Origin of the sequence: Zwartia vadi (genome assembly GCF_030410375.1) — a bacterium.
Lineage (GTDB): Bacteria > Pseudomonadota > Gammaproteobacteria > Burkholderiales > Burkholderiaceae_B > Zwartia > Zwartia vadi.
Genome location: NZ_JAUHHE010000007.1, coordinates 101,868 through 121,987, shown reverse-complemented (window position 1 = coordinate 121,987; position 20,120 = coordinate 101,868). Strand labels below are relative to the sequence as shown.

Genomic DNA, 20,120 nt, shown 5'->3' with positions numbered 1-20,120 from the left:
GCAAAGCTATTTGGATAACTGATCGGCCAGATAATCGACTAACAACCGCACTTTGGCCGACAAATATCGACGGCTCGGATACACAGCGTGTATGCCGAGCTCTCCTGCCCGCCATGCTGGCATGAGCTCAACCAGACGACCTGTTCGAATGTCATCTCCTATCAAAAAGTCTGGTTGCAAAACAATCCCTTGATCTTGCAGCGCCGCTGCCCGGCACGTATCACCGTTATTAGTCCTCATCACCGGTGCGATACGAACTGAGACCTGACGTTTTGCGTCATGTTCAGACGTGAACAACCATTGATCACCCGAAGACAACAAACTGTAGGCAAAAATTCGATGTTGGCTCAAATCCTCAGGCATGCGCGGTGAGGAATATTTCTCGATGTAGCCTGGCGAGGCGCACAACACCATCCTCGTTCGACTCAACCGGCGACTGACTAATGTCGATGACTCTAGCTTGCCGATTCGCACCGCCAAGTCGTAACCCTCTTCAACCAAATCCACCACGCGATCTGAAAGCGTGATGTCCAAGATAACTTCCGGATGCTTTTCCATAAAAGCAGGCCACAACGCGGCGAGATGCGAAAGGCCGTAGCTAACTGGAACATTGATACGCAATATGCCCCGCGCCTGCGCACTGCGATGCGTGACATCATCCTCAGCTTCTTGAAGCTCGAGCAACACGTTGCGACATCTTCCAACATACGTATCACCCTCCGGCGTCAGAGAGAGTTTGCGCGTCGTGCGATGAAGCAACCGCACTCCGAGATGCTCCTCGAGCTCTGCGACCAGGCGTGAAACAACCGCCTTGGAAATCTGCAGACGGTCAGCACCACCGACAAAACTGCCCGCATCCACTACCGCCACAAAGGCACGCATCGCATCAAATCTGTCCATTGTCTCTATTTTAAAGATAATAAATAATAATTTACAGTATTTATCTTCATTTAAACCACCAATAAACTTTCAACTGTTTCTTTAAATTCACTTCCTACTTACTCTCTAAGGATTTTTTATGCATACGACTCTCCAAAATGGTTTAACGCTTCTTGGTCGTTTGGCGCTCGCAGCCCTATTTTTGCCCGCCGGATTTTCAAAAATCAGCGGTTTTGAAGGTACCGTGGGCTACATCAACTCAGTCGGTCTGCCCTTAGCATCGTTGGCGGCCGTCATCGCAATCTTGGTCGAAATCGGCGGTGGTTTGGCTTTGATCACAGGACTCTTTACTCGCTCAGCGGCTTTGATCCTTGCCGTGTTCACCGCTGTTGCCTCTGTTTCATTTCATGCGTACTGGGCAGTTCCAGCTGATCAAGCTTTCATGCAACAACTGATGTTTTATAAAAACGTGGGCGTTGTTGGCGGTCTGTTGATATTGGCTGCACACGGAGCAGGTGCTTGGGCACTTGGCGCGCAAGGCAAGCAGAACGCCGGTTAATCATCAGATTGCTCGACATAACAAGACGCGAATACTCAATACTCATCATGACCACTACACCCGCACCTGTACTTTTTGTTTCACATGGCTCGCCAATGCTGGCAATCGAACCGGGGGCGCTCGGCGCGCAACTAGCCAAGCTGGGCGCACAGTTGGACAAGGTACGCGGGATTGTGGTGGTGTCGCCCCACTGGCAAACACGGGGACTCAAAGTAGGTGGTCACCTTCGTCCTGAAACCATCCATGATTTCAGTGGTTTTCCCAGAGTCCTTTACACGCTTCACTATCCTGCGCGAGGGTCTCAAGACTTGTCCCGACAGGTTCGACAATCACTCGAATCGGCAGGCCTGAAGGCGGAACTTGATCCTGAGCAAGGGTTGGACCACGGAGCCTGGGTTCCTCTTATGCATTTGCGTCCGCAGGCAGATATTCCCATTATTCCCGTATCACTTCCCGAGGATGCAACGCCAGCATCCGCCTTGCTAATCGGTCAAGCTCTGTCCGTCCTGAGAGAAGAAGGAATCGCGATAATTGGTTCAGGCAGCATGACACATAACTTGTACGAGTTTCGCGGAGGAGAAAATGTCAAGGCCCAGACTTATGTTGAGGAATTTTCAACTTGGGTACGCGACGCTATACAAAGTCGAGACCTGCACACTTTGTTGAATTACCGGACACTGGCACCACATGCCGTCAGGGCGCATCCGACGGATGAGCATTTTCTCCCGCTCTTTGTCGCGCTTGGCGCGAGTTCAAAAGAAGACGCCATGCGTATCTTGGAAACAGAGGTACGCCACGGGATGCTATCGATGGAGTCTTACGTCTGGGGTGAGTCTTCATTACCCAACTAATAGACCGTCAGGGGTAAAGAAGTTGTTTTGATCCGGACTGGTACACGTTGATTTTTATAGGGGATCAACGTTTCCCCTGCAATTTGACTCGCGATCGTCAATGCCTGTCGACGAATGGGTTCAATAAAACGACTGGTCACACCATCAACAGAAATGCAATCCCCTAGGGCGTAAATATTCGCCACACTCGTCATCAATGTTCTCCGGTCAACAGCGATGCCATTGTTCCAGGCAAGTTCCGCACCTTTCACGAGGCGATCACATGTACGCAGGCCCGTTGCCGTGACGATCGCATCGACATGCAGCTTTCTCTCGTGACTTAAACGAACTTCATAACCGCTAATCAAGTTTTTTCGAATCTCAAGCACCTCGGTGTCGCCGATGAATTCGAGAGGTAAACCTTCCCATGCCTTTAACAAAGCCGCTGATTGATCTGCCTGCGTCAACAGCCGTGCAAGCGGTCTATCTGCCAGATCAACAAGTGTCACAGTATGTCCACCCAAAGCCAGATCATTGGAAAGCTCTGAGCCAATCAAGCCTGCTCCAATCACTAAGACGCGGCGCGAGGTTGAACCTAAAGCACGACGAAACTGAGCATATTGATGCAAATGATTAATACGCCAACAATATTCGGCCGACAAATTGGCCGGAATGACAGATTGAGCCCCCTGGGCAATCACCAAGTACGTATAGCGAAGACTTCCGAGGGTGGTGCGAACAACCTGCGCAGAGGTTCGGATACTGATCGCAGTTGTTCGAGAAAAAAGTGAAAGCCTGAGTCGTCGAGCAGCCTCTTCACCCGACTCTTTGACAAGCTGGTCCACAGGAAAATCTCGGGCAATCGCAACTGATAAAAGCGGTTTGTCATAACGATCTGCATCACATTGCGCAATGATTGCGATCGTTAGCTCTTCAGAAAACTCTCGCAAGGTTTCCGCGACCGTCCATGCCGCTGTTCCACCACCGACAATCACGACATCGAAATCTCGCTTATCCGCTCTGCTTCGACGACTTGTGAGATCGGAAACAGGGGAAATAGGTCGCTGAGTCTGTCTCCTCTCATTCTGTCGACGATCCAACAACACAAAGTCAGCTTTGGTGACTCCGCATACAGGGCAATACCAGTCCTCCGGGATATCCTCAAAGCGTGTCCCCGGCGCCAATCCACTATCCGGATCACCATCGCGCTCACGATAAATGTAGCCGCAAGCTTTGCAGAGATATTCCCTCCAGTCATCTTGCGTACTCATGCCGGCAGCGTCTCCTGACTCAGCCTGGCCATCTCACTACGCAAATGCTTGATCGCAGGGGTCACAATCGCGACAAAATGCGACTCTCGCACGCGTCGCTGCACTTCAGAGCTCAACAAGTAACCTCGTGCACCCTGATGCAACAGTGCGGATTGGGCAGCCCTCAGACTGAGCTCCGCACCGTGCGCACGCGCATCAAGTACTTGAATAAAAAACGCATCACTGTCATCGAAAGGCGTTTGTGCAAGCATCGCGATACGGGCGGACAACTCGTTTAGCTCTTCTTCCAGGGCATCTGGCCGGTCTTCGAGATAGCGATTCACATGACCCAGTTGATCCTCGACCGCCCACATCGAATCAATTGCACCTTGTATGACACCGACCGCCATGCCACATTGCAGCATGACAAAGGCGGCTCTGATTTTTTTAATCAAGGGTCTTGCCGGCTCGGCAATCACCTCTGCCGCAGGTACAAAATAATCATTCAAATGCAAAGCGTATGTACCTGTTCCTTCCATTCCGGAAAAGTGCGGGCACTCGCGCAAGGTCACGCCTTGAGCGTCGCAACGTAATAGAAACATCAACTCCCGCGCATCATTTCCATTGTTGATGGAGGCGATTGCTCCGCAGTAATGACCCTGACCAAGATTGCTCACCCAAGGCAAACTACCACTAACTTGGTAACCACCTTCCACACGAACCGCCTTGAGCATAAAAGATTCAATTTTGGCGTAGGTCTTCATGGGATTGGACAAAGCAGTGCCGCCCAGGCGCTCACCTGAAACATGCATAGAAAGAGTGCGTCCCTGTAACGCAGTTGAGGAGGCCTCTTGTAGATAGAGACCACACACTGCCTGGCACCACATCATGAAACCTGTTGAGCCACACACTCGCGAAACTTCGGCGATTGACTGAATAGCCAATCCGAAATCATTGAAACCGTGAGGCGCTCGCAGATGGGCGCTCATTGCACCTGCCGCTGCAAGCTGACGCAGTATGCTCTCCGGGTAAAGTCCTTGCTGGTCAATCGCCTGGACGTTCTTAGCCAAATCCCCCTGCGCAATCGAACGTACGATTCCTAATAATGATTCTTTACCAGCCTCGAACGGTTTCATTTCATTCTCTCTGACTAAGCGCGACTGATTTCAAAAGGGATGGGATTACGAATGCTATTTGCCACTGGCGAGTAGTAATTGGCATGCTTGACGATCTCGTCGAGAACTTCTTGCGGCGCATCTCCCTCGACATGAACCTTGACACGAACAGCCTGAAACCCCATTTGCGTAGGCTGTTTATCCAAAGCTCCGCCCGCCCCCCATGCCGCGGAGTTTCCAATATCTCCTTCAAGAAAAATCTCAAGCTTGGTGAGCTTGATTTGTTTCCATGTGGCCACTGCCTGAATACCGACTGCCAGACAACCGCCCAGACCAGAAAGAACAATTTCTCCTGGCGCAGGCGCAGTATTCTGACCAAACAAATGCAGTGGCTCATCCACAATCACAGGCTCGTGATCGCCGACATAGCTCAAAGATCTGTACTGCCCCTCCAGTACCGTGTGAACCTTGTTCGTTCCCTTGGCTGCGGGATTGGACCGACCCTTCTCGGCAAAGGCGGAAAGGCCTGTTGCATCGATTGGACGCAAATATACATTGACGGTCTCTGCGTGTTGAGTATTGCTCATGCCTTGCTCCATAATTGACAAACTTCCCTGAAAATCCAATCGAGAAGGAATCCGAGAATTCCAATCAATACAATCGTGGCCATCAATTCGTGATAGGCCAAGCGGTCTCGCGTATCCAAAATAAAATATCCAAGTCCCGCAGTCACTCCAAGCATTTCACACGGCACCAACACAATCCATACGATGCCAATCGCTAGTCGCGCGCCTGTCAAAATATGTCCGAGCACGCCTGGCAACACAACACCGCGAAGTGTTTCCCAACGTGTCGCGGCAAGACTTTTAGACAGCTGCAACCAACGAGGATCCAATGCGCGCATCCCTGCAATCGTGTTCAGCATGATGGGCCACACTGCGGCAAAAGCCAGTAGAAAATAAACTGGCTGATTGCCGACACCAAAGGCGATGACGGCGATCGGCATCCACGACAACGGTGAAATCATTCGCAAAAACTGAAAGGCCGGAGAGAACGTGGCATTTAGTTTTGTCGATCCGCCCAATAACAAGCCAAGTGGGACACCGATAAGCAATGCAAATCCAAGACCCACAAAAACACGCTGCAAACTCACCCCGATATGCGTCCAGATTTCTGCGCGGCTAAGCATCTCTGCCAGCGTCAACAAAGCAGGACCCGGGGCGAATCGCCGAACCATACCGGTGCTTTCGGAGAAAGGGACTGTCATCACCCACCAGACCCCAACCAGCATAATTAAGCCAGTCAAGCCACGCACAAGGTTTGATAGTTTCACATTCACTGCTCAAGCCTTCGAGAGATCGATCGTCTCTTTACGTGAGTAAGAAGCGTCCACACCAAATTTCTGCAAACCGCCGACAGCTTCGATCGCTTTCTTAACAAAACGATCATCTACCAGGTCTTGCGCGGCAAATACCGGATCCAATTGATTTAAAAATCCCCGATCGGCCTCTACAGTTGTATTCTTAAGCCGCGTCACGAGTTCCTCGGTGTAGCTCGGAAAGGGATAGGGTTGGAAACCGATTCTTTCCTCTTTCCAATCTGCATGGCGAATTGCACGGCTCGCTAAATAGGCTTCTGCATCCGTCGCAGAGGGAGCGAGCACTTTGGATAACGCGCTCAAACCATGCGGCGTGTATTGCTTGCCACTTTCACGTGACAGAATCTTGGCCGCCTCCCCTCTATTTTCCAAAATCCACAACTGTGCGCGAACAATGGCATCCACCACGCCTTGAGACCATTGCGGACGTCCATTCAAGTCACGCTCATGCATAAACACTGTGCAACACGCATGATTGCGCCAGACATCTCCCGTAAATCGCAAGACTTTACCCACACCCATCAATTCAGCAGCGGCGTTGAATGGCTCAGCCACGATATAACCCGAGATACTGCCTGCAGCGAGTGCAGGCAACATATCTGAAGGTGGCATCACCACCAGACTCACTTCATCTGCTTCCACCTTACCGACACGGCGCGCAACGGGCTTGAGTCCTTCGTTACGCAGCATGTCTTGCAACACAACGTTATGAATCGAATACCAGAAGGGAATCGCAACCGTGGTACCGCCTAAGTCTTTTAATTGGTTAACCTTGGGTGATACCGTCAACGCTGAACCATTGATGTGATTCCAAGCGACGACCTTTGCAGGCACGTTACTGCCAAAACGCGCCCACACTGTCATGGGTGACAAGAGGTGCACAACGTTTGTTTGTCCTGCAATGAAAGACTCGGCCAGCTGCGCCCAACTTCTAAATAAAGTTGGTTTTTCAACCTTCACACCTGCATCTTGAAAGTATCCGTTGTGATGTGCGATCAATAAAGGCGCTGCATCAGTAATCGGCAAATAGCCGATCTTGACGGGTTGATCCGGATTGTTTTGCGCCGCTGCACGTGCGGCAGACAATAACGGCGCGGCCCCGGCAACAGTCAACAGACTAGCGAGCTTCAACCAGTCGCGACGCGAAGTGTATTCAGTGCACATTTGAGTACTCCTGATGCGCATAATCCGGCCGCGCGAGTTTGAATTCAAATGCGGATGGAAGTGAGGCAGGCTGACCCTGTATGGATCGTCTCAAGGCCTGCAGGATCTCCAGGCGGAGTGCTTGGACAGACGGATCGAGCAAATCTCTTTCTTGCGCACATCCCAAGGTCCACTGACCGAACACATGGGCTGGTGTACCCCCCAGCAAAACTACTCGATCCGATACGCGTAACGCTTCATCGATATCGTGTGTAATCAACACAGCTGCCGTTCCCAAATCCTCTCGGACACGCAAGAGCAACGCCTGCATCGACTCGCGCGTGACCTCATCGAGCGCGCCAAAGGGTTCATCGAGCAACAAAACCGAGGGTTGGCGTGCAAGGCATCGGGCCAGCGCGGTACGCTGTGCCATGCCACCTGAGAGCTCTCGAGGATAACGCTGACGCGCATGCTCAAGCCCCACCTCGCGAATCGCCAGATCCACACGCGCCTGTCGAACTTCAGCACTGATTTTGGGCTGGTGTTTAAAGTCCAGGCCAAAGGCGACATTTTGCTCAAGAGTGAGCCAAGGCAACAAACTTGGATCTTGGAACGCCATGGCGACTCGAGGATGCGCGCCAGTCACCTCTTCATCGCCAGCGAAAATTTGTCCGCCATTCGATGACTGCAAGCCGGCAAAAATTCTCAACAGACTGGACTTACCGATACCACTCGGTCCAAGCACTGTGACAATCTCACCCGCCCCGACATCAAGTGAAAAGTCTGCGATCAAAGGACGCGACGTGCCATATGCCAGACCGATGCTCTTTGCACTCAGGACTAACTTTGAGTAATTTGTATATAAGCTATTCATAAGCAAACAGTATTAAGATGTAACAAGATCGTATTCAATGCGCCCAAAGGATCAAACGATTGTTTTCTTATTTACATATGGACACACACGATGACCACTGAAATCAGCAAGCAGCGTTTGGAAGGCTTGTCAGATGGTATCTATGCTGTGGCATTGACCCTACTCGTGCTTGATTTGAAACTTCCAGCTCAATCCTTTGACGGCAATGACGCCGCTTTCATGGCTGCGCTGTACGGTCTGCTGCCCAATCTTTTGACGTGGCTATTGAGCTTTTGGGTTGTGACGATTTACTGGCTGGCACAAGTCAAGTTATACCGACTCACAAAAAATGTTGATCGGCCCATGGTGCATTTCGCTTTTGGTGAACTCGCGCTCATCAGTTTGTTACCCTTCTCCACCTCTCTCATCGGCGAGCACGGTGATCACATCGCTTCCGCAGTGATCTACAGCTTAAATCTTGTGGGTATCGCAGCACTCTCACTACTGCGGACTCGACATGTCCTGGCGAACAAAGATCTTCACGATAGTGAAATTCCACACACACTGGAACGAACATTACACACCAGTGTTTGGGCCAGACTAGTTTGCTCCCTCGCGGCCTTGGCGCTTGCATTTGTGTATCCTGGCTGGAACATGCTGGCGATGATGCCTTTGATTTTTTTACCTCGTTACTTGCGTCACACAATCCATCATTAAGTTCTCAACCTTTCATATGAAAACTCGCCGCTTTATTCAATGTGATGTCTTTAGCCCCATTCCTTTTCAAGGCAATGGTTTGGCCGTCGTTGTTGATGCAGAGGGGCTGAGCGACGAACACATGCAGCGCTTTGCCGCATGGACCAACCTGGCGGAGACGACATTTCTTTTGCCACCGGTTGATCCGAGCGCTGACTACCGCGTGCGCATTTTTACGCCAAGCCGCGAGATGTTATTTGCGGGCCATCCTACACTTGGAAGCTGTGCCTCCTGGTTGCACTGCGGAGGCAAACCTAAAACGTCCGGTCTCGTTCGCCAGGAATGTGGCATTGGTATTGTTGAAGTGGATGTATCGCAGGGATCCACACTTTCTTTTTCAGCGCCCCCGACTACTATTCAAAAAATGGATCCCGCCAAGCAGGCTGAGATCATGCGTGCGCTGAGTATTCCAGTTGATGCGGTCGTGAATACTGCGGAGCTGTGTAATGGACCCGTCTGGCAACTCTTCGAGCTCAAACACGCCGAACAGGTGCTCGCACTTGATTCGTCTCGAGTGAGATGGCCCGACTTCAAAGCCATCGGTCTGATCGCGCCGCACTCAGCCGGCAAAGAATGTGACTATGAAGTGAGAATGTTAGCGCCCTCGAGCGGCATGAGTGAAGATCCCATTACGGGCTCACTCAATGCAGCCATCGCGCAATGGTTGCTTACCTCAGGACGCTTGCTCAAGCCTTATGTCGCTGCCCAGGGGACCGTCATCGGTCGCTCGGGACGAGTGACCGTCACCCCTGTCGGAAAGGATGTTGCCTGGATTGGCGGGCAAGTACACATTTTAATTGAGGGCAGTGTGTATCTTTAAACAAGCTGCGCACACGATGCTCAGACGCATGCGCAGCCGCAGCCTCCACATTACGAGTTATTCAAAGTCCGGCAACGCGTCATCGGGTCCGATATGCGCTGGTGTGACCCAAGTCACATCTTTCATTGAACGCTGCACCAGTCGATCCACGCCAAGCAATTTTGCAAAAATCGCCATACGAATCGGAATGCCGTTATCCGTTTGTCTGAAAATTGCCAAACGAGGATCGGCATTCAAATCGACGCTTAAATCATAAGAGCCTGGACGACCATCGCGAGGCAGGGGATGCATGATGACAACGTCTTTCTTGCAAGCTTGATTCACAAGCTTCTGGTTGATTTCAAACTCTGCGCCATAGCCGTCAATCGCCTCTTCACCGAAGCGCTCTTTTTGAATACGCGTTGCGTACAAAATATCTGCCTCGGCTAAACCATTTGCGGGAGAGTCGCTGAATTTGATCTGGTGCCCATGACGACTGACCACATCCACAATTTCAGCAGGCATCTCCAGCGACTGAGGCGCGATCAAGGTAAAGGTCAAGCCACGATAAAGCGAAAGCAGCTTGATCAGAGAGTGCACCGTACGACCATATTTCAAATCGCCAACCATGGCGATATGCGCACCATCAATCAGCTTGCCAAGCCGGGAGAACTCGCGCTGAATAGTATAGAGATCGAGCAACGCCTGGCTGGGATGCTCGCCCGGGCCATCGCCGCCGTTGACGACCGGAATATTTGTCGCACGCGCGAACTCGGCAACCGCACCTTTTTCCGGATGACGGATCACCATTGCGTCGACATAGCCGCTCACCACGCGACTGGTGTCGTAAATCGATTCGCCTTTCGCCATCGATGAAAACGTGAAGCCCGTCGTGTCGCAGACAGAACCTCCCAGGCGACAGAAAGCCGCTCCAAAACTGATGCGCGTGCGGGTACTGGCCTCGAAAAACAGGTTGGCCAGCACAGCCCCTTCAAGCACACGGGTGACCTTTTGACGACGGGCTATCGGCTGCATCACATCCGCCAGCCAGAAGAGCTCCTCAACCGATTCTCGCGACAACTGATCAACCGACAGCAAATGATTGGCGGACAAGCCTGACCCGGCATCTGCACTTTGCGGACTATCAGGCAGATTAGCGAGAATTTCAGTGACATACCGACGCGCCACCTCAGGCATCGCCCGGTATTCACTCGACTCATCTGGCAGCAACCAGCTGTCGAGTGTGCGACGCCTGCAACCGATCCGCTCGGCAAATGCATCGCGAGTCATATTTAAACGACGCATTGCGTCCCGAAGTAGTGCCTGTGTCGCGATTGCCATATGTCACCTATACACAAAAGTTGGCATGATTGACGGGATTATATGCACTTTGCGTAGATCGGCGGGAAATTATTAATCTACCCGTCTTTTTTTGAATCCAACGCCTCCTCGAGGCCGATCCCTTTAAAAAACCGGGCGCCCAAGGGCGATATTGGCTTGTGTACCCGTTCGATCGGGCCTTTAAGCTTCTTGATTTCGTTGATCAGCAGACGACCAAACCCCTTGCGACGGTAAAGAGGATTGACGTAGATGTATTCCACCTCTCCCATCTCGTTGAAGCGGGTATATCCGATCGTTGTATTTTGATTTTTGATCAAAACGACCCCTTCAGAGATGTCGATCTGAAAATCATCCGGGTCATTTTGCATCAGGGCTACCTGTATTGAGCGTAAAGATCACTGCGCGATTAAACACTAAAACTCGGTACGGATTCATGGTCAACGCTGTAAACTGCACACTCAGGATTTATTAACCCCCCCTAAGATATGACATTCAGTCTCATCGCGGCGATATTCATATTCTACGGAATACTCTCGATCGCTTACTCCGTCACGCTGTTGTTCTACTTTTCCAAACAGGAAAATAAAACAATCGAAAACTGTGCCGTTGGCGCCTTCCTGCTTGGTTTCGCCTCCTTTGTGACCGTTTTTAGAAATGAAATCCCGATACTGATCTCCTACGTTGGCGCGAACGCACTCGCCTTTCTGGCCTATCGCTACTTTAATTATTCGCTCATCAATCTGCTGGGTAAAGAGCCCACGCTTAGGCCGTCTTTGCTGAACAACCTAAGCGCCTTTGGTCTCTATGCCGTGGCACTGTACGGTATAGGCATACTGTCGACGCCCGGCTATCAAACAATTTTTGTCTGCCTGGCGGTTGCTTACCTCACAGCTCAAAGCGGTTTTCTATCCCTGCAGGTATATAAGAAGAAGAATATCGATCTAATCAAGGTCTACGGGATTCTTTTTTTTGCGACAACCGTCCTCTGGATAGCGCGGATCGTACTCGTTCTGTTGGACATCGCCACGGTCGCTTTTGACACCAATGTGATCAATACGATTATCTTCATCGCAATGTTTTTGCTTGCGATCTTCCGATACATGATTTTCCCGATCTTCTTACTTAAAATCACGGAAAATGAAAAAGAAAAACTACTGATCGACAGACTAGTCTGGGCAAACAAAACCGCCGCCACGGGAGCGCTCTCAGCGTCAATTGCCCACGAACTGAATCAACCTTTAGGTGCGGTTCAAATCAACAGTGAGTTTATGAAGCTCCAGCTTGCCAACGGCAGAGTCGATCAAGCTGTCCTCAAAGATCTCGCCGAAAGAATTGTCAAAGATAACTTGCGCGCAGGCAGCATCATCCAGTCATTACGTTCAATCTTTAACGAAGAAAATCCGAACACTGATGCAATCGATCTTGGCGATATCGTTCAATCGGTCCTACAGATCACGACCCCCGAACTCTCAAGACGAAACATCAGTGTCAAATTAAATCTTGCCTCACAAACTGTCGCACGCGTCAACGCGCCAGAAATTCAGCAGGTCATTTTAAACATTCTCAACAATGCTATTCAGGCGCTATCAAGTGTTGAGCGAGAAAAAAAAGAAATATCTATTCAAACAAGTATGCAATCAGGAAAGGTGAACTTGGCGATTTCCGATAACGGGCCTGGCATTCCCAAGGAGAGACAAGCGCAAATCTTTGAACTGACGGCGAGCAACAAGCGCAACGGTATGGGTTTGGGTTTGTGGCTGTGTAAACAAATCGTCTCCAGAAACGGAGGCTCGATCACTTATCAGGACGTACCAACTGGTGGCACTCACTTTCTGATTGAACTCCCCGGGGAAATGAAATGAGGCATGGCGGTTAAAAGCCCATGCCTCATCTGCTGCGCAACCTGCTGACAGTTTTACTTGGTTTGCGTGGCTGACTTGTTCGGGATCAACAAGCTTGCGATGATCGACATTAGCAAGATGGCACCCACCACCATCAGAGAGATCGATACTGGAATCTTGTACCAATCCACAATCAACATCTTGGTGCCGACAAAAACCAGAATGAAACCGAGTCCGTACGATAGCAAGTGGAACCGATCTTTAAGATCCGCAAGCAGGAAATACATCGCCCGTAATCCCAAGATCGCGAAGATATTCGATGTCATGACAATGAACGGATCCTCTGTGATCGCAAAAATAGCGGGAATACTATCGACAGCAAATATGACGTCGGTAATACCGATCATGATGACCACGACAAAGAGCGGTGTAAAAAACCGCACGCCATTCTTGTAGACCCAGAACTGTTCGCCTTCAAAGTTGGGCAAAATATTCATGTGCCCACGCATCCATTTAAGGATGGGATTCTTTTCAAGATCGGCTTCTGCTTCTGCGAAGACAATCATCTTGACTCCCGTGACCAGCAGGAAGATGCCGAAGACATACAAAATCCAGTGAAACTCTTTGATCAGCCAGGCGCCAATCAAAATCATGACCGCTCGCAACACGATTGCGCCGATCACACCCAAAATCAGTACCCGCTTTTGCAAATGAGGCGGTACAGCGAAAAACGTGAACAACATCAGGAAAACGAAAATATTATCGACCGCCAAAGATTTCTCAATCAAATAACCGGTCAAAAATTCAGAGGCTTTCTGATTTGCGAGTTCCCGACCTGACTGCCCGTCGATGTACCACCAGAGCAAGGCATTGAAAATCAGCGCCAAGACGACCCAAAGCGCCGACCAGCGCAAGGCCTGGCCAATGGATACTTTGTCGTCCCCTTTTTTCTGAAGGACCAACAGGTCCACCGCGCAGGCCACGACCACAAATATTGCGAAGCCTGCCCACATCCACCAACTACCAATCGTTTCCATCTAATCTCTCCGTTACCCTTTGTCGAGACGCAAACACTGCGTCATCTTTCATATCGAGCACAGGCGAGAGACTAATGGCGATTGCCGCTTATTTAAATAGGATATAAACTGAAAGTTGATAAGATTTATTCGAACTAAATTATGCTTAATTATCATCATCTGCGGTATTTCTGGGCCGTCGCTACCGAGGGAAACCTCGCAAGTGCCGCAGAAAAACTAGGCGTTAGCGTTCAAACCGTCAGCGGACAAATATCGAAACTTGAAAGCGATCTGGGCAGAACGCTATTCCAACTTGAGGGCCGCAGACTGGTCCTCACGGAGGCGGGACGCGTCGCGCGACGCTATGCCGATGAAATTTTTCGCCTGGGTGAACAAATGCTCACCAACCTCTCCGATGAGTCGCTGGAGCGCACGCTTCGACTCACGATTGGCGTGTCAGACGTCCTGCCCAAAACAGCATCCTATCGCCTGTTAGCGCCACTACTGCATGGTGGACTTCAGGTCAAAATCGAATGCATCGAAGGGCGCTTTGAAGAACTCCTCCCCTCACTGATGTTGCATCGCCTGGACCTTGTGCTGTCTGATCGACCCTATGCGCAAGGAGGCCCCCAGCAAATTCGCTCTCACCTACTGGGCAAAAGTCCTGTCTCTATTTTTGGCAGTGAGACACTCGTTTCACAACTGACCGGGTCTTTTCCTGAATGCTTACACGGCAAACCGATGTTGTTACCCACTCACGGCAGTATTCTGCGGGCTCAAGTAGACGACTGGCTGTCTCAGCACCGCATTCAGATCAACGTGGTCGGTGAGTTTGATGATGGCGCGCTGATGAAAACCTTCGGCATGCATGGTGAGGGTTTTTTTCCAGCGCCCTGCTTCGATCCCGCAGATATTACGACCCAGTTTCAAGTTATTCATCTCGGGCGCGTTGAGGATGTCTATGAAAGCTATTATGCTTTGGTTGATCGTCCTAAACTCAACAATCCGGCAGTTCAAGCGCTACTAACTACTAAATTCTAATTCCTGACACTTAAAAAGCGAGCAAACATGCTGATCAAAAATATACTTTCTACGATCATTGCTGTCACAGCAAGCGTGACCAGTCTGCACAGCGTTGCGCAGGACAGCTATCCAAACAAGCCCGTCAAATTGATCGTCCCTTTTCCGCCGGGTCAGGCAACTGATATCGTTGGTCGCTTGCTGGCTGACGGTTTGACTAAAGAATGGGGACAACCCGTCATCGTGGACAATCGCGGCAACACGATTGTGGGCATGCTCGATGGCAAGAAAGCTCCCGCTGACGGCTACACCATTACCTTTGGAACAAGCGGCACACTAGGCGTGAATCCAAGCCTTTACTCCAAGCTCCCTTACGGTCCGAAAGACTTCGAAATGGTGAATGGTGTATTCATCGTCCCACTTATGATCGTGGCGCATCCATCATTCCCTTACAACAATGTGACCGATCTCATTGCGGCAGCAAAAAAAGATCCAAATAAAATGAACATTGGTTACGCTGGTACGGGCACCTCTCAGCATTTGACCGGCGAACTGTTCAAATCCAGCGCCAACGTCGAAATGACCGGCGTGAATTACAAAGGAAGCGGTCCCGCAATGACAGATTTGTTGGGTGGACAGATTCCATTGCTAGTCGATAGCCTGGCGTCCGCGCTGCCACACGTTAAGGCTGGAAAAATTAAAGCACTTGCCATGACAAGCGCCCAACGCGTCCCTCAGCTGCCTGATGTGCCAACTGTCGCCGAAGCCGGACTGCCTGGCTTTGAAGGAAGCGGCTGGGGGGGCTTAGTGGTTCCGGCCGGCACACCACCAGCCGTTGTTGCCAAAATCAGTGCGGATGTGCAAAAGCTCCTGAATGACCCCGAGTTTCAACAAAAAATCATCGCGCGTGGTGCAATTCCCGACCCCCGTGGTGCGAAAGATTGGAGCGCCTTTGTCGACTCAGAAGTTGTCAAATGGGGTGGTGTGATTAAAAAGGCAAACCTGAAGGCGGACTAAGTCCTCCACGAGGGGAGTTTCCAGTCAAACACCATGGCGAGCACACGCAGCAGCGATGCTGTTGCGGCGCCCAAAAACAAGCCTGTCCACTGCGGCAGTGAGAGATCGTGCGCTAAAACAAGCACCCAACCACCGGCAAATGCACATAAAGCATACGGCCGGTGGTCGTTAAACACGCGCGGGATTTCGTTGCACACGACATCTCTCAACACCCCGCCAAATACCGCGGTAATCATGCCCATCATCACGGCCACCAGGGCCGGCATGTCCATGTTCAGTGCGATTTGCGTGCCACCTGCACAAAAAAGCCCCATACCCAGCGCGTCCGGCCACTGCATCGCGCGTTCGGTAGGCTCAAAATGCTTGCCGCGCATAAAAATAATTGCCGCGCTCGCCAGCAGGACCACGAGCCAAAGCAAAGAATGATTTTCGACCCAGAAAAAAGGGCGTCGATCCAGCAAAACATCGCGTAATGTCCCGCCACCAAAGGATGCCAGGATGGCCACTGCGCACACCCCCACCACGTCTAGGCGCCTTCTGGCAGCCTCGATCACGCCAGAAAGCGCGAATGCCACAATGCCAACAACCTCAATCACAAATTGAGTCGTGGTAAATACCGAAACATCCATTTCCGAGCACTCCGTTATGCTTAGGCTAATGGCATGAGGCTTGAGATTCTGTTGAGTAACAGCTACTCTCAGATTGCCAAATCGACTACACCTAAATATTTTTATAGTACCTCGCTGGTACTATCTGTTACAAACAACCTAATACCAATACTACTAATCATCCAGATGGGAACATACCGATCGGCTAGCAAAATTGCTTTGACAACAATGCTGCTCGCGACCTTTCAAAGTCACGCCATCGATCTGAACCCCTTTGATGCGGTGGCGCCACCTCCGGATTTAAACTTCTTTTCGGTGTCGTTTATCAACTCCGAACTGAAAGGCAACTATTCGAACGGTAAGAAAGCAAACGACACACCTACACTCACCAGCAATCAAATCCAGCTCAGGCTTGGGCGTTCCTACACAATTGCTGGCTACACAGGTTTGTCCTTTGTCCAGCTTCCCGTTGGTACGTTGAACCCTGGCGGTGCGGCCTCGAATCATCCAAATGATAGCGGAGTCGGTGATGTCACTCTCGCAACCGCGCTATGGCTAAAAGCAGACAGACAGACGCGCACTTACTTTGGTGTTGCAGGCTATCTGACTCTACCGACTGGCAGTTACTCCAACCAGCAACTATTTAACATGGGTGGCAATCGTGTCTGGGGCGACATTCAGCTCGCCTATCAAACAGGGCTGACTAAAAACCTCGACGGCATAATCGGCTTTGATGCCATGTGGTTTGGTCCGAACAACCAAGTCGGTCGAAACAATGCGCAACTCACACAGAAACCGCTTTACACCGCACAGATCGGACCAATCTACCACCTGAACAAGACTTATGCCATCGCGGCAACCTACCTTTACACATGGGGCGCGGAGACCACGATCAACGGGATAGCGAATAATAATGCCCTACAAAACCACCGCTATCTCCTGAGCGCAGTCGCGACCACGAGCAAAGGACGCTTCACGCTTCAATACGGAACCAACCTCGATACTCATTTTGGCTTTGCCGAAACCAGACGGGTGGTGTTGAGGTACATGACTGCTTTTTAAGTCATTCTACCGCTGCGATGAAATTTGCATCGACCCATATTTTTTTCTCACACAACTCACGCATCACCCGCCGGGCAACGACACTGACGGCCTGCGCGGCGGTCGAGAGCGGGATGTGACGCGCACGACACAACGCGACCGTTCGCGTGATCGCCGGCGCACGAATCGGCAAACTGCTCAACAAGCCACTTTCGATTTCAGCCTTTAGTGGCATCACGGGCAAAATAGTTTGTCCCATCCCGGCTAATAAAGAATTGCGCAAAATACTAATTGAGCTGATATCCGCGGTCACATTGGGCGCAGGCAGTCCTGCTTTGCGCGCCGCATCTTCGATGATCGGACGCACGCCGTGGGGCTGGGCGGGCAAGATCAACGGCCGACTGAGCGCCTCTCGAAAACTCACCGAGTGTCTCTTGGGTGCCGACGCACGAAGCGGCTGATGGATCAAAGACATACGCTCCGCTACCAGAGACTCGGACAGAAAATCACCCAACTGCCCGTCATCGAACAATATGGACAAATGTAAAGAGCCGGCTTGCAACTGTTGCGCAAGGTTGCCAGTGAGCTCCTCGGTCAGTTCCAAAATGACCTGCGGAAGGGCCTGACGAACCGCCTCGATCAGGGGCAACGCCAAAGCGTGTGAAACGCTGTGCGGTAAACCAAAGATTACTCGACCCGATGGCGACTTGAGCAAGCTCGACACGCTCGCCTGGGCGTCTGCCACTTGGCGCAAAATGGATAATGCATGGACGTGAAAAATCGCGCCGGCCTCTGTCAGCGTGACCCCGCGCCGGGCGCGCAAAAACAACGTGGCACCTAGCTCGTTCTCGAGCTGTGCGATCTGATGACTCAGTGCCGATTGAGCAATGTGCACTTTGCTGGCGGCGCGAGAGAAGCTGCCATGCTCGACAATCGCCACGAAATAACGTAACTGCCTGAGTTCCATGGACGGCTTCCTTTTTATCTAACATCTGTTTTAAAGATAGATATAGATTAAATCAATATTATGCAGATAGTAAAAAACAAGTTGTAATACCTCTACAGGTTGTTCATACGCAACTGTTGACTACCCTCAACAGGCATCCAGTCCCCAGGGGCTCTGCGCGGGTGAAAGCCGATTCTTCTTACCGGAAGATGGATAAAAGGTGATCAATCGATCGGTTGATCACCTTATTTTTTGTTACATCTTTTTCACATCATGTGTCCATCACTAAACAGACTCATGCTAGGCTGAAAATGTCTATGTAAAGGGTCACTATGGAACTTCTCTCTATTCTTCTTTCCCTCGGTCTGCTGATGTTTTTAGCTTATCGCGGGATGAGCGTCCTCATTCTCGCCCCTGCGATGGCTTTGCTCGCAGTGCTGCTCAACGGAGACTTTCAAAACCTGCTGCCCGTCTACACACAGGTCTTCATGAAAGCAATGGGTGGCTATCTGATTCAGTACTTTCCTCTCTTTCTGCTTGGCTCGGTCTTTGGTCGTCTCATGGAGTCCACAGGCTACGCACTTGCGCTGGCCAATGCCATTACTGAAAAACTCGGCACCCGCCAAGCCATACTGGCAGTCGTACTGGCCTGCGCACTGCTGACCTACGGCGGTGTTTCTTTATTTGTTGTCGCGTTCATGATGTTTCCAATTGGGCAGTCACTCTTCGCGCGCGCCAACATTTCAAATAATTTGCTGCCGGGCGCCATCGCGCTCGGTGCGTTCACCTTCACCATGACGGCCTTGCCCGGTACGCCTTCTGTTCAAAATTCAATCCCGAGTCCGTTTTTTGGTACGGATAGCTTTGCGGCTCCCGGCCTTGGACTCGTAGGCAGTCTCTTGATGGCCTCGCTTGGCATCTGGTGGCTCACCAGACAAAACAACCTGAGCCAACTTAGCTCCCCCCCGCCCGACTCGTCAACCACCGCAATGACCCCACAGGCAGCCGCCATTCCGTTCGGTGTCGCGCTGTTCCCCATCATGCTGATGGCAGGCACCAATCTCCTGATGGCAAAATGGTGGTTCCCGCACTGGAAACCTGAGTTTCTCAATAATGCCGGTTACGGGCTCAGCACTTTATCCTCTGTGACAGGCCTGTGGGCCATCATAAGCGCGTTAAGCATTGGCGTGCTTTACCTCTATGCCGTGCAAGTCCTGCGCACACGTGCGTTCGATGAGGCGAATGAAGCGCTCAACGAAGGCGCAAAGGGCTCAATGCTACCCATCCTCAACACTGCCTCGGAGGTAGGTTACGGCTCCGTTATCGCGGGCTTGAGCGGTTTTTTTATCATTCGCGAGTTTGTACTCAGCATCGCACCGGGCAATCCTCTTGTGAGCGAAGCCGTTGCGGTGAACGTGCTGGCGGGCATTACCGGCTCGGCTTCGGGCGGCCTATCGATTGCCCTTCAAACACTCGGCGCAGACTATCTTGCCCGTGCCGTTGCGCTAGGCATCAGCCCGGAGCTTTTGCACCGTATCGCTGTGATGGCCTCAGGCTGCATGGATACTCTGCCGCATAACGGCGCTGTCATCACTTTATTAGGTATTTGTCAGCTCACGCATCGTCAAGCCTACTCCCATGTCGCCATGGTGACGCTTGTTTTCCCGCTTTTCACCTTGGGTGTGGTTTTAACGCTCGCTACGCTCTTTGGAAGTTTTTAGATATCAT

21 protein-coding genes are annotated in these 20,120 nt (G+C 51.2%); 9 read left to right on the top strand and 12 right to left on the bottom strand.

Going from position 1 to position 20,120, the window contains the following annotated elements:
* Positions 1-6: 6 nt before the first annotated feature.
* Positions 7-900, bottom strand: coding sequence for a LysR family transcriptional regulator (locus QWY27_RS07990; RefSeq protein WP_290196464.1), 894 nt, complete (start codon positions 898-900; stop codon positions 7-9).
* 118 nt (positions 901-1,018) lie between these two features.
* On the opposite strand from QWY27_RS07990, the gene QWY27_RS07985 reads away from it, so the two are divergent.
* Positions 1,019-1,438 carry a DoxX family protein gene (locus tag QWY27_RS07985; RefSeq protein WP_290196461.1) on the top strand — a complete coding sequence of 140 codons (420 nt, stop codon included), beginning with the start codon at positions 1,019-1,021 and terminating at the stop codon, positions 1,436-1,438.
* A 47-nt stretch (positions 1,439-1,485) separates the two neighbouring features.
* Positions 1,486-2,289, top strand: a complete 804-nt coding sequence (locus QWY27_RS07980) for a DODA-type extradiol aromatic ring-opening family dioxygenase (protein ID WP_290196460.1) — start codon at positions 1,486-1,488, stop codon at positions 2,287-2,289.
* On the opposite strand, the gene QWY27_RS07975 is transcribed toward QWY27_RS07980, so the two are convergent.
* From QWY27_RS07975 to QWY27_RS07950, 6 genes are read right to left on the bottom strand one after another with little or no spacing between them, the layout of a single operon-like run.
* Positions 2,286-3,539, bottom strand: coding sequence for an FAD-dependent oxidoreductase (locus QWY27_RS07975; RefSeq protein ID WP_290196458.1), 1,254 nt, complete (start codon positions 3,537-3,539; stop codon positions 2,286-2,288). The genes QWY27_RS07980 and QWY27_RS07975 overlap by 4 nt on opposite strands.
* On the bottom strand, positions 3,536-4,654 hold the full coding sequence (locus tag QWY27_RS07970; protein ID WP_290196456.1) for an acyl-CoA dehydrogenase family protein: 1,119 nt from the start codon (positions 4,652-4,654) through the stop codon (positions 3,536-3,538). Before QWY27_RS07970 ends, QWY27_RS07975 begins: the two co-directional genes overlap by 4 nt.
* A 14-nt stretch (positions 4,655-4,668) precedes the next feature.
* Complete coding sequence (locus QWY27_RS07965; RefSeq protein WP_290196454.1) at positions 4,669-5,220, bottom strand: OsmC family protein; 552 nt, start codon at positions 5,218-5,220, stop codon at positions 4,669-4,671.
* Positions 5,217-5,966, bottom strand: a complete 750-nt coding sequence (locus QWY27_RS07960; protein ID WP_435433461.1) for an ABC transporter permease — start codon at positions 5,964-5,966, stop codon at positions 5,217-5,219. The genes QWY27_RS07965 and QWY27_RS07960 overlap by 4 nt, the downstream gene beginning before the upstream one ends.
* Before the next feature lie 9 nt (positions 5,967-5,975).
* Positions 5,976-7,175 (bottom strand): ABC transporter substrate-binding protein, encoded by a 1,200-nt coding sequence (locus tag QWY27_RS07955; protein ID WP_290196451.1) that lies wholly within the window; start codon positions 7,173-7,175, stop codon positions 5,976-5,978.
* Positions 7,165-8,028 carry an ABC transporter ATP-binding protein gene (locus tag QWY27_RS07950; protein WP_290196449.1) on the bottom strand — a complete coding sequence of 288 codons (864 nt, stop codon included), beginning with the start codon at positions 8,026-8,028 and terminating at the stop codon, positions 7,165-7,167. Before QWY27_RS07950 ends, QWY27_RS07955 begins: the two co-directional genes overlap by 11 nt.
* Before the next feature lie 90 nt (positions 8,029-8,118).
* Between QWY27_RS07950 and QWY27_RS07945 the strand changes: the two genes are divergently transcribed.
* A complete protein-coding gene (locus QWY27_RS07945) occupies positions 8,119-8,724 on the top strand; it encodes a TMEM175 family protein (RefSeq protein WP_290196447.1) in 606 nt (201 codons plus the stop codon).
* A 16-nt stretch (positions 8,725-8,740) separates the two neighbouring features.
* Complete coding sequence (locus tag QWY27_RS07940; RefSeq protein ID WP_290196445.1) at positions 8,741-9,583, top strand: PhzF family phenazine biosynthesis protein; 843 nt, start codon at positions 8,741-8,743, stop codon at positions 9,581-9,583.
* 57 nt (positions 9,584-9,640) lie between these two features.
* Here QWY27_RS07940 and QWY27_RS07935 read toward each other — a convergent pair whose 3' ends face one another.
* On the bottom strand, positions 9,641-10,903 hold the full coding sequence (locus QWY27_RS07935; protein WP_290196443.1) for an aspartate carbamoyltransferase: 1,263 nt from the start codon (positions 10,901-10,903) through the stop codon (positions 9,641-9,643).
* Between the two features lie 77 nt (positions 10,904-10,980).
* Positions 10,981-11,271: a GNAT family N-acetyltransferase gene (locus QWY27_RS07930; RefSeq protein ID WP_290196441.1), complete on the bottom strand. Its 291-nt coding sequence runs from the start codon at positions 11,269-11,271 to the stop codon at positions 10,981-10,983.
* 117 nt (positions 11,272-11,388) lie between these two features.
* Between QWY27_RS07930 and QWY27_RS07925 the strand changes: the two genes are divergently transcribed.
* Positions 11,389-12,765 (top strand): sensor histidine kinase, encoded by a 1,377-nt coding sequence (locus tag QWY27_RS07925; RefSeq protein WP_290196439.1) that lies wholly within the window; start codon positions 11,389-11,391, stop codon positions 12,763-12,765.
* A 53-nt stretch (positions 12,766-12,818) separates the two neighbouring features.
* Here the strand turns inward: QWY27_RS07925 and QWY27_RS07920 are convergent, their stop codons facing one another.
* Positions 12,819-13,781, bottom strand: coding sequence for a TerC family protein (locus QWY27_RS07920; RefSeq protein ID WP_290196437.1), 963 nt, complete (start codon positions 13,779-13,781; stop codon positions 12,819-12,821).
* 141 nt (positions 13,782-13,922) lie between these two features.
* On the opposite strand from QWY27_RS07920, the gene nhaR reads away from it, so the two are divergent.
* The gene (gene nhaR, locus QWY27_RS07915; protein WP_290196435.1) at positions 13,923-14,801 is read left to right on the top strand and encodes a transcriptional activator NhaR; all 879 of its coding nucleotides are present in this window, start codon (positions 13,923-13,925) and stop codon (positions 14,799-14,801) included.
* A 27-nt stretch (positions 14,802-14,828) separates the two neighbouring features.
* Entirely contained in the window at positions 14,829-15,797 is a 969-nt protein-coding gene (locus tag QWY27_RS07910) for a Bug family tripartite tricarboxylate transporter substrate binding protein (protein ID WP_290196434.1), read from the top strand.
* On the opposite strand, the gene QWY27_RS07905 is transcribed toward QWY27_RS07910, so the two are convergent.
* Positions 15,794-16,426, bottom strand: a complete 633-nt coding sequence (locus QWY27_RS07905) for a trimeric intracellular cation channel family protein (RefSeq protein WP_290196433.1) — start codon at positions 16,424-16,426, stop codon at positions 15,794-15,796. The genes QWY27_RS07910 and QWY27_RS07905 overlap by 4 nt on opposite strands.
* A 207-nt stretch (positions 16,427-16,633) precedes the next feature.
* Here QWY27_RS07905 and QWY27_RS07900 point away from each other — a divergent pair, with 207 nt between their 5' ends.
* Entirely contained in the window at positions 16,634-17,467 is an 834-nt protein-coding gene (locus QWY27_RS07900; protein WP_290196555.1) for a transporter, read from the top strand.
* 1 nt (position 17,468) lies between these two features.
* On the opposite strand, the gene QWY27_RS07895 is transcribed toward QWY27_RS07900, so the two are convergent.
* Positions 17,469-18,413, bottom strand: coding sequence for a LysR substrate-binding domain-containing protein (locus QWY27_RS07895; RefSeq protein ID WP_290196431.1), 945 nt, complete (start codon positions 18,411-18,413; stop codon positions 17,469-17,471).
* Between the two features lie 311 nt (positions 18,414-18,724).
* On the opposite strand from QWY27_RS07895, the gene QWY27_RS07890 reads away from it, so the two are divergent.
* The gene (locus tag QWY27_RS07890; protein ID WP_290196429.1) at positions 18,725-20,113 is read left to right on the top strand and encodes a GntP family permease; all 1,389 of its coding nucleotides are present in this window, start codon (positions 18,725-18,727) and stop codon (positions 20,111-20,113) included.
* Positions 20,114-20,120 lie beyond the last annotated feature (7 nt).

Coding starts and splice junctions, on each gene's coding strand:
- QWY27_RS07990 (WP_290196464.1), bottom strand. CDS start 900: ATGGACAGATTTGATGCGATGCGTGCCTTTGTGGCGGTAGTGGATGCG.
- QWY27_RS07985 (WP_290196461.1), top strand. CDS start 1,019: ATGCATACGACTCTCCAAAATGGTTTAACGCTTCTTGGTCGTTTGGCG.
- QWY27_RS07980 (WP_290196460.1), top strand. CDS start 1,486: ATGACCACTACACCCGCACCTGTACTTTTTGTTTCACATGGCTCGCCA.
- QWY27_RS07975 (WP_290196458.1), bottom strand. CDS start 3,539: ATGAGTACGCAAGATGACTGGAGGGAATATCTCTGCAAAGCTTGCGGC.
- QWY27_RS07970 (WP_290196456.1), bottom strand. CDS start 4,654: ATGAAACCGTTCGAGGCTGGTAAAGAATCATTATTAGGAATCGTACGT.
- QWY27_RS07965 (WP_290196454.1), bottom strand. CDS start 5,220: ATGAGCAATACTCAACACGCAGAGACCGTCAATGTATATTTGCGTCCA.
- QWY27_RS07955 (WP_290196451.1), bottom strand. CDS start 7,175: ATGTGCACTGAATACACTTCGCGTCGCGACTGGTTGAAGCTCGCTAGT.
- QWY27_RS07950 (WP_290196449.1), bottom strand. CDS start 8,028: ATGAATAGCTTATATACAAATTACTCAAAGTTAGTCCTGAGTGCAAAG.
- QWY27_RS07945 (WP_290196447.1), top strand. CDS start 8,119: ATGACCACTGAAATCAGCAAGCAGCGTTTGGAAGGCTTGTCAGATGGT.
- QWY27_RS07940 (WP_290196445.1), top strand. CDS start 8,741: ATGAAAACTCGCCGCTTTATTCAATGTGATGTCTTTAGCCCCATTCCT.
- QWY27_RS07935 (WP_290196443.1), bottom strand. CDS start 10,903: ATGGCAATCGCGACACAGGCACTACTTCGGGACGCAATGCGTCGTTTA.
- QWY27_RS07930 (WP_290196441.1), bottom strand. CDS start 11,271: ATGCAAAATGACCCGGATGATTTTCAGATCGACATCTCTGAAGGGGTC.
- QWY27_RS07925 (WP_290196439.1), top strand. CDS start 11,389: ATGACATTCAGTCTCATCGCGGCGATATTCATATTCTACGGAATACTC.
- QWY27_RS07920 (WP_290196437.1), bottom strand. CDS start 13,781: ATGGAAACGATTGGTAGTTGGTGGATGTGGGCAGGCTTCGCAATATTT.
- nhaR (WP_290196435.1), top strand. CDS start 13,923: ATGCTTAATTATCATCATCTGCGGTATTTCTGGGCCGTCGCTACCGAG.
- QWY27_RS07910 (WP_290196434.1), top strand. CDS start 14,829: ATGCTGATCAAAAATATACTTTCTACGATCATTGCTGTCACAGCAAGC.
- QWY27_RS07905 (WP_290196433.1), bottom strand. CDS start 16,426: ATGGATGTTTCGGTATTTACCACGACTCAATTTGTGATTGAGGTTGTT.
- QWY27_RS07900 (WP_290196555.1), top strand. CDS start 16,634: ATGCTGCTCGCGACCTTTCAAAGTCACGCCATCGATCTGAACCCCTTT.
- QWY27_RS07895 (WP_290196431.1), bottom strand. CDS start 18,413: ATGGAACTCAGGCAGTTACGTTATTTCGTGGCGATTGTCGAGCATGGC.
- QWY27_RS07890 (WP_290196429.1), top strand. CDS start 18,725: ATGGAACTTCTCTCTATTCTTCTTTCCCTCGGTCTGCTGATGTTTTTA.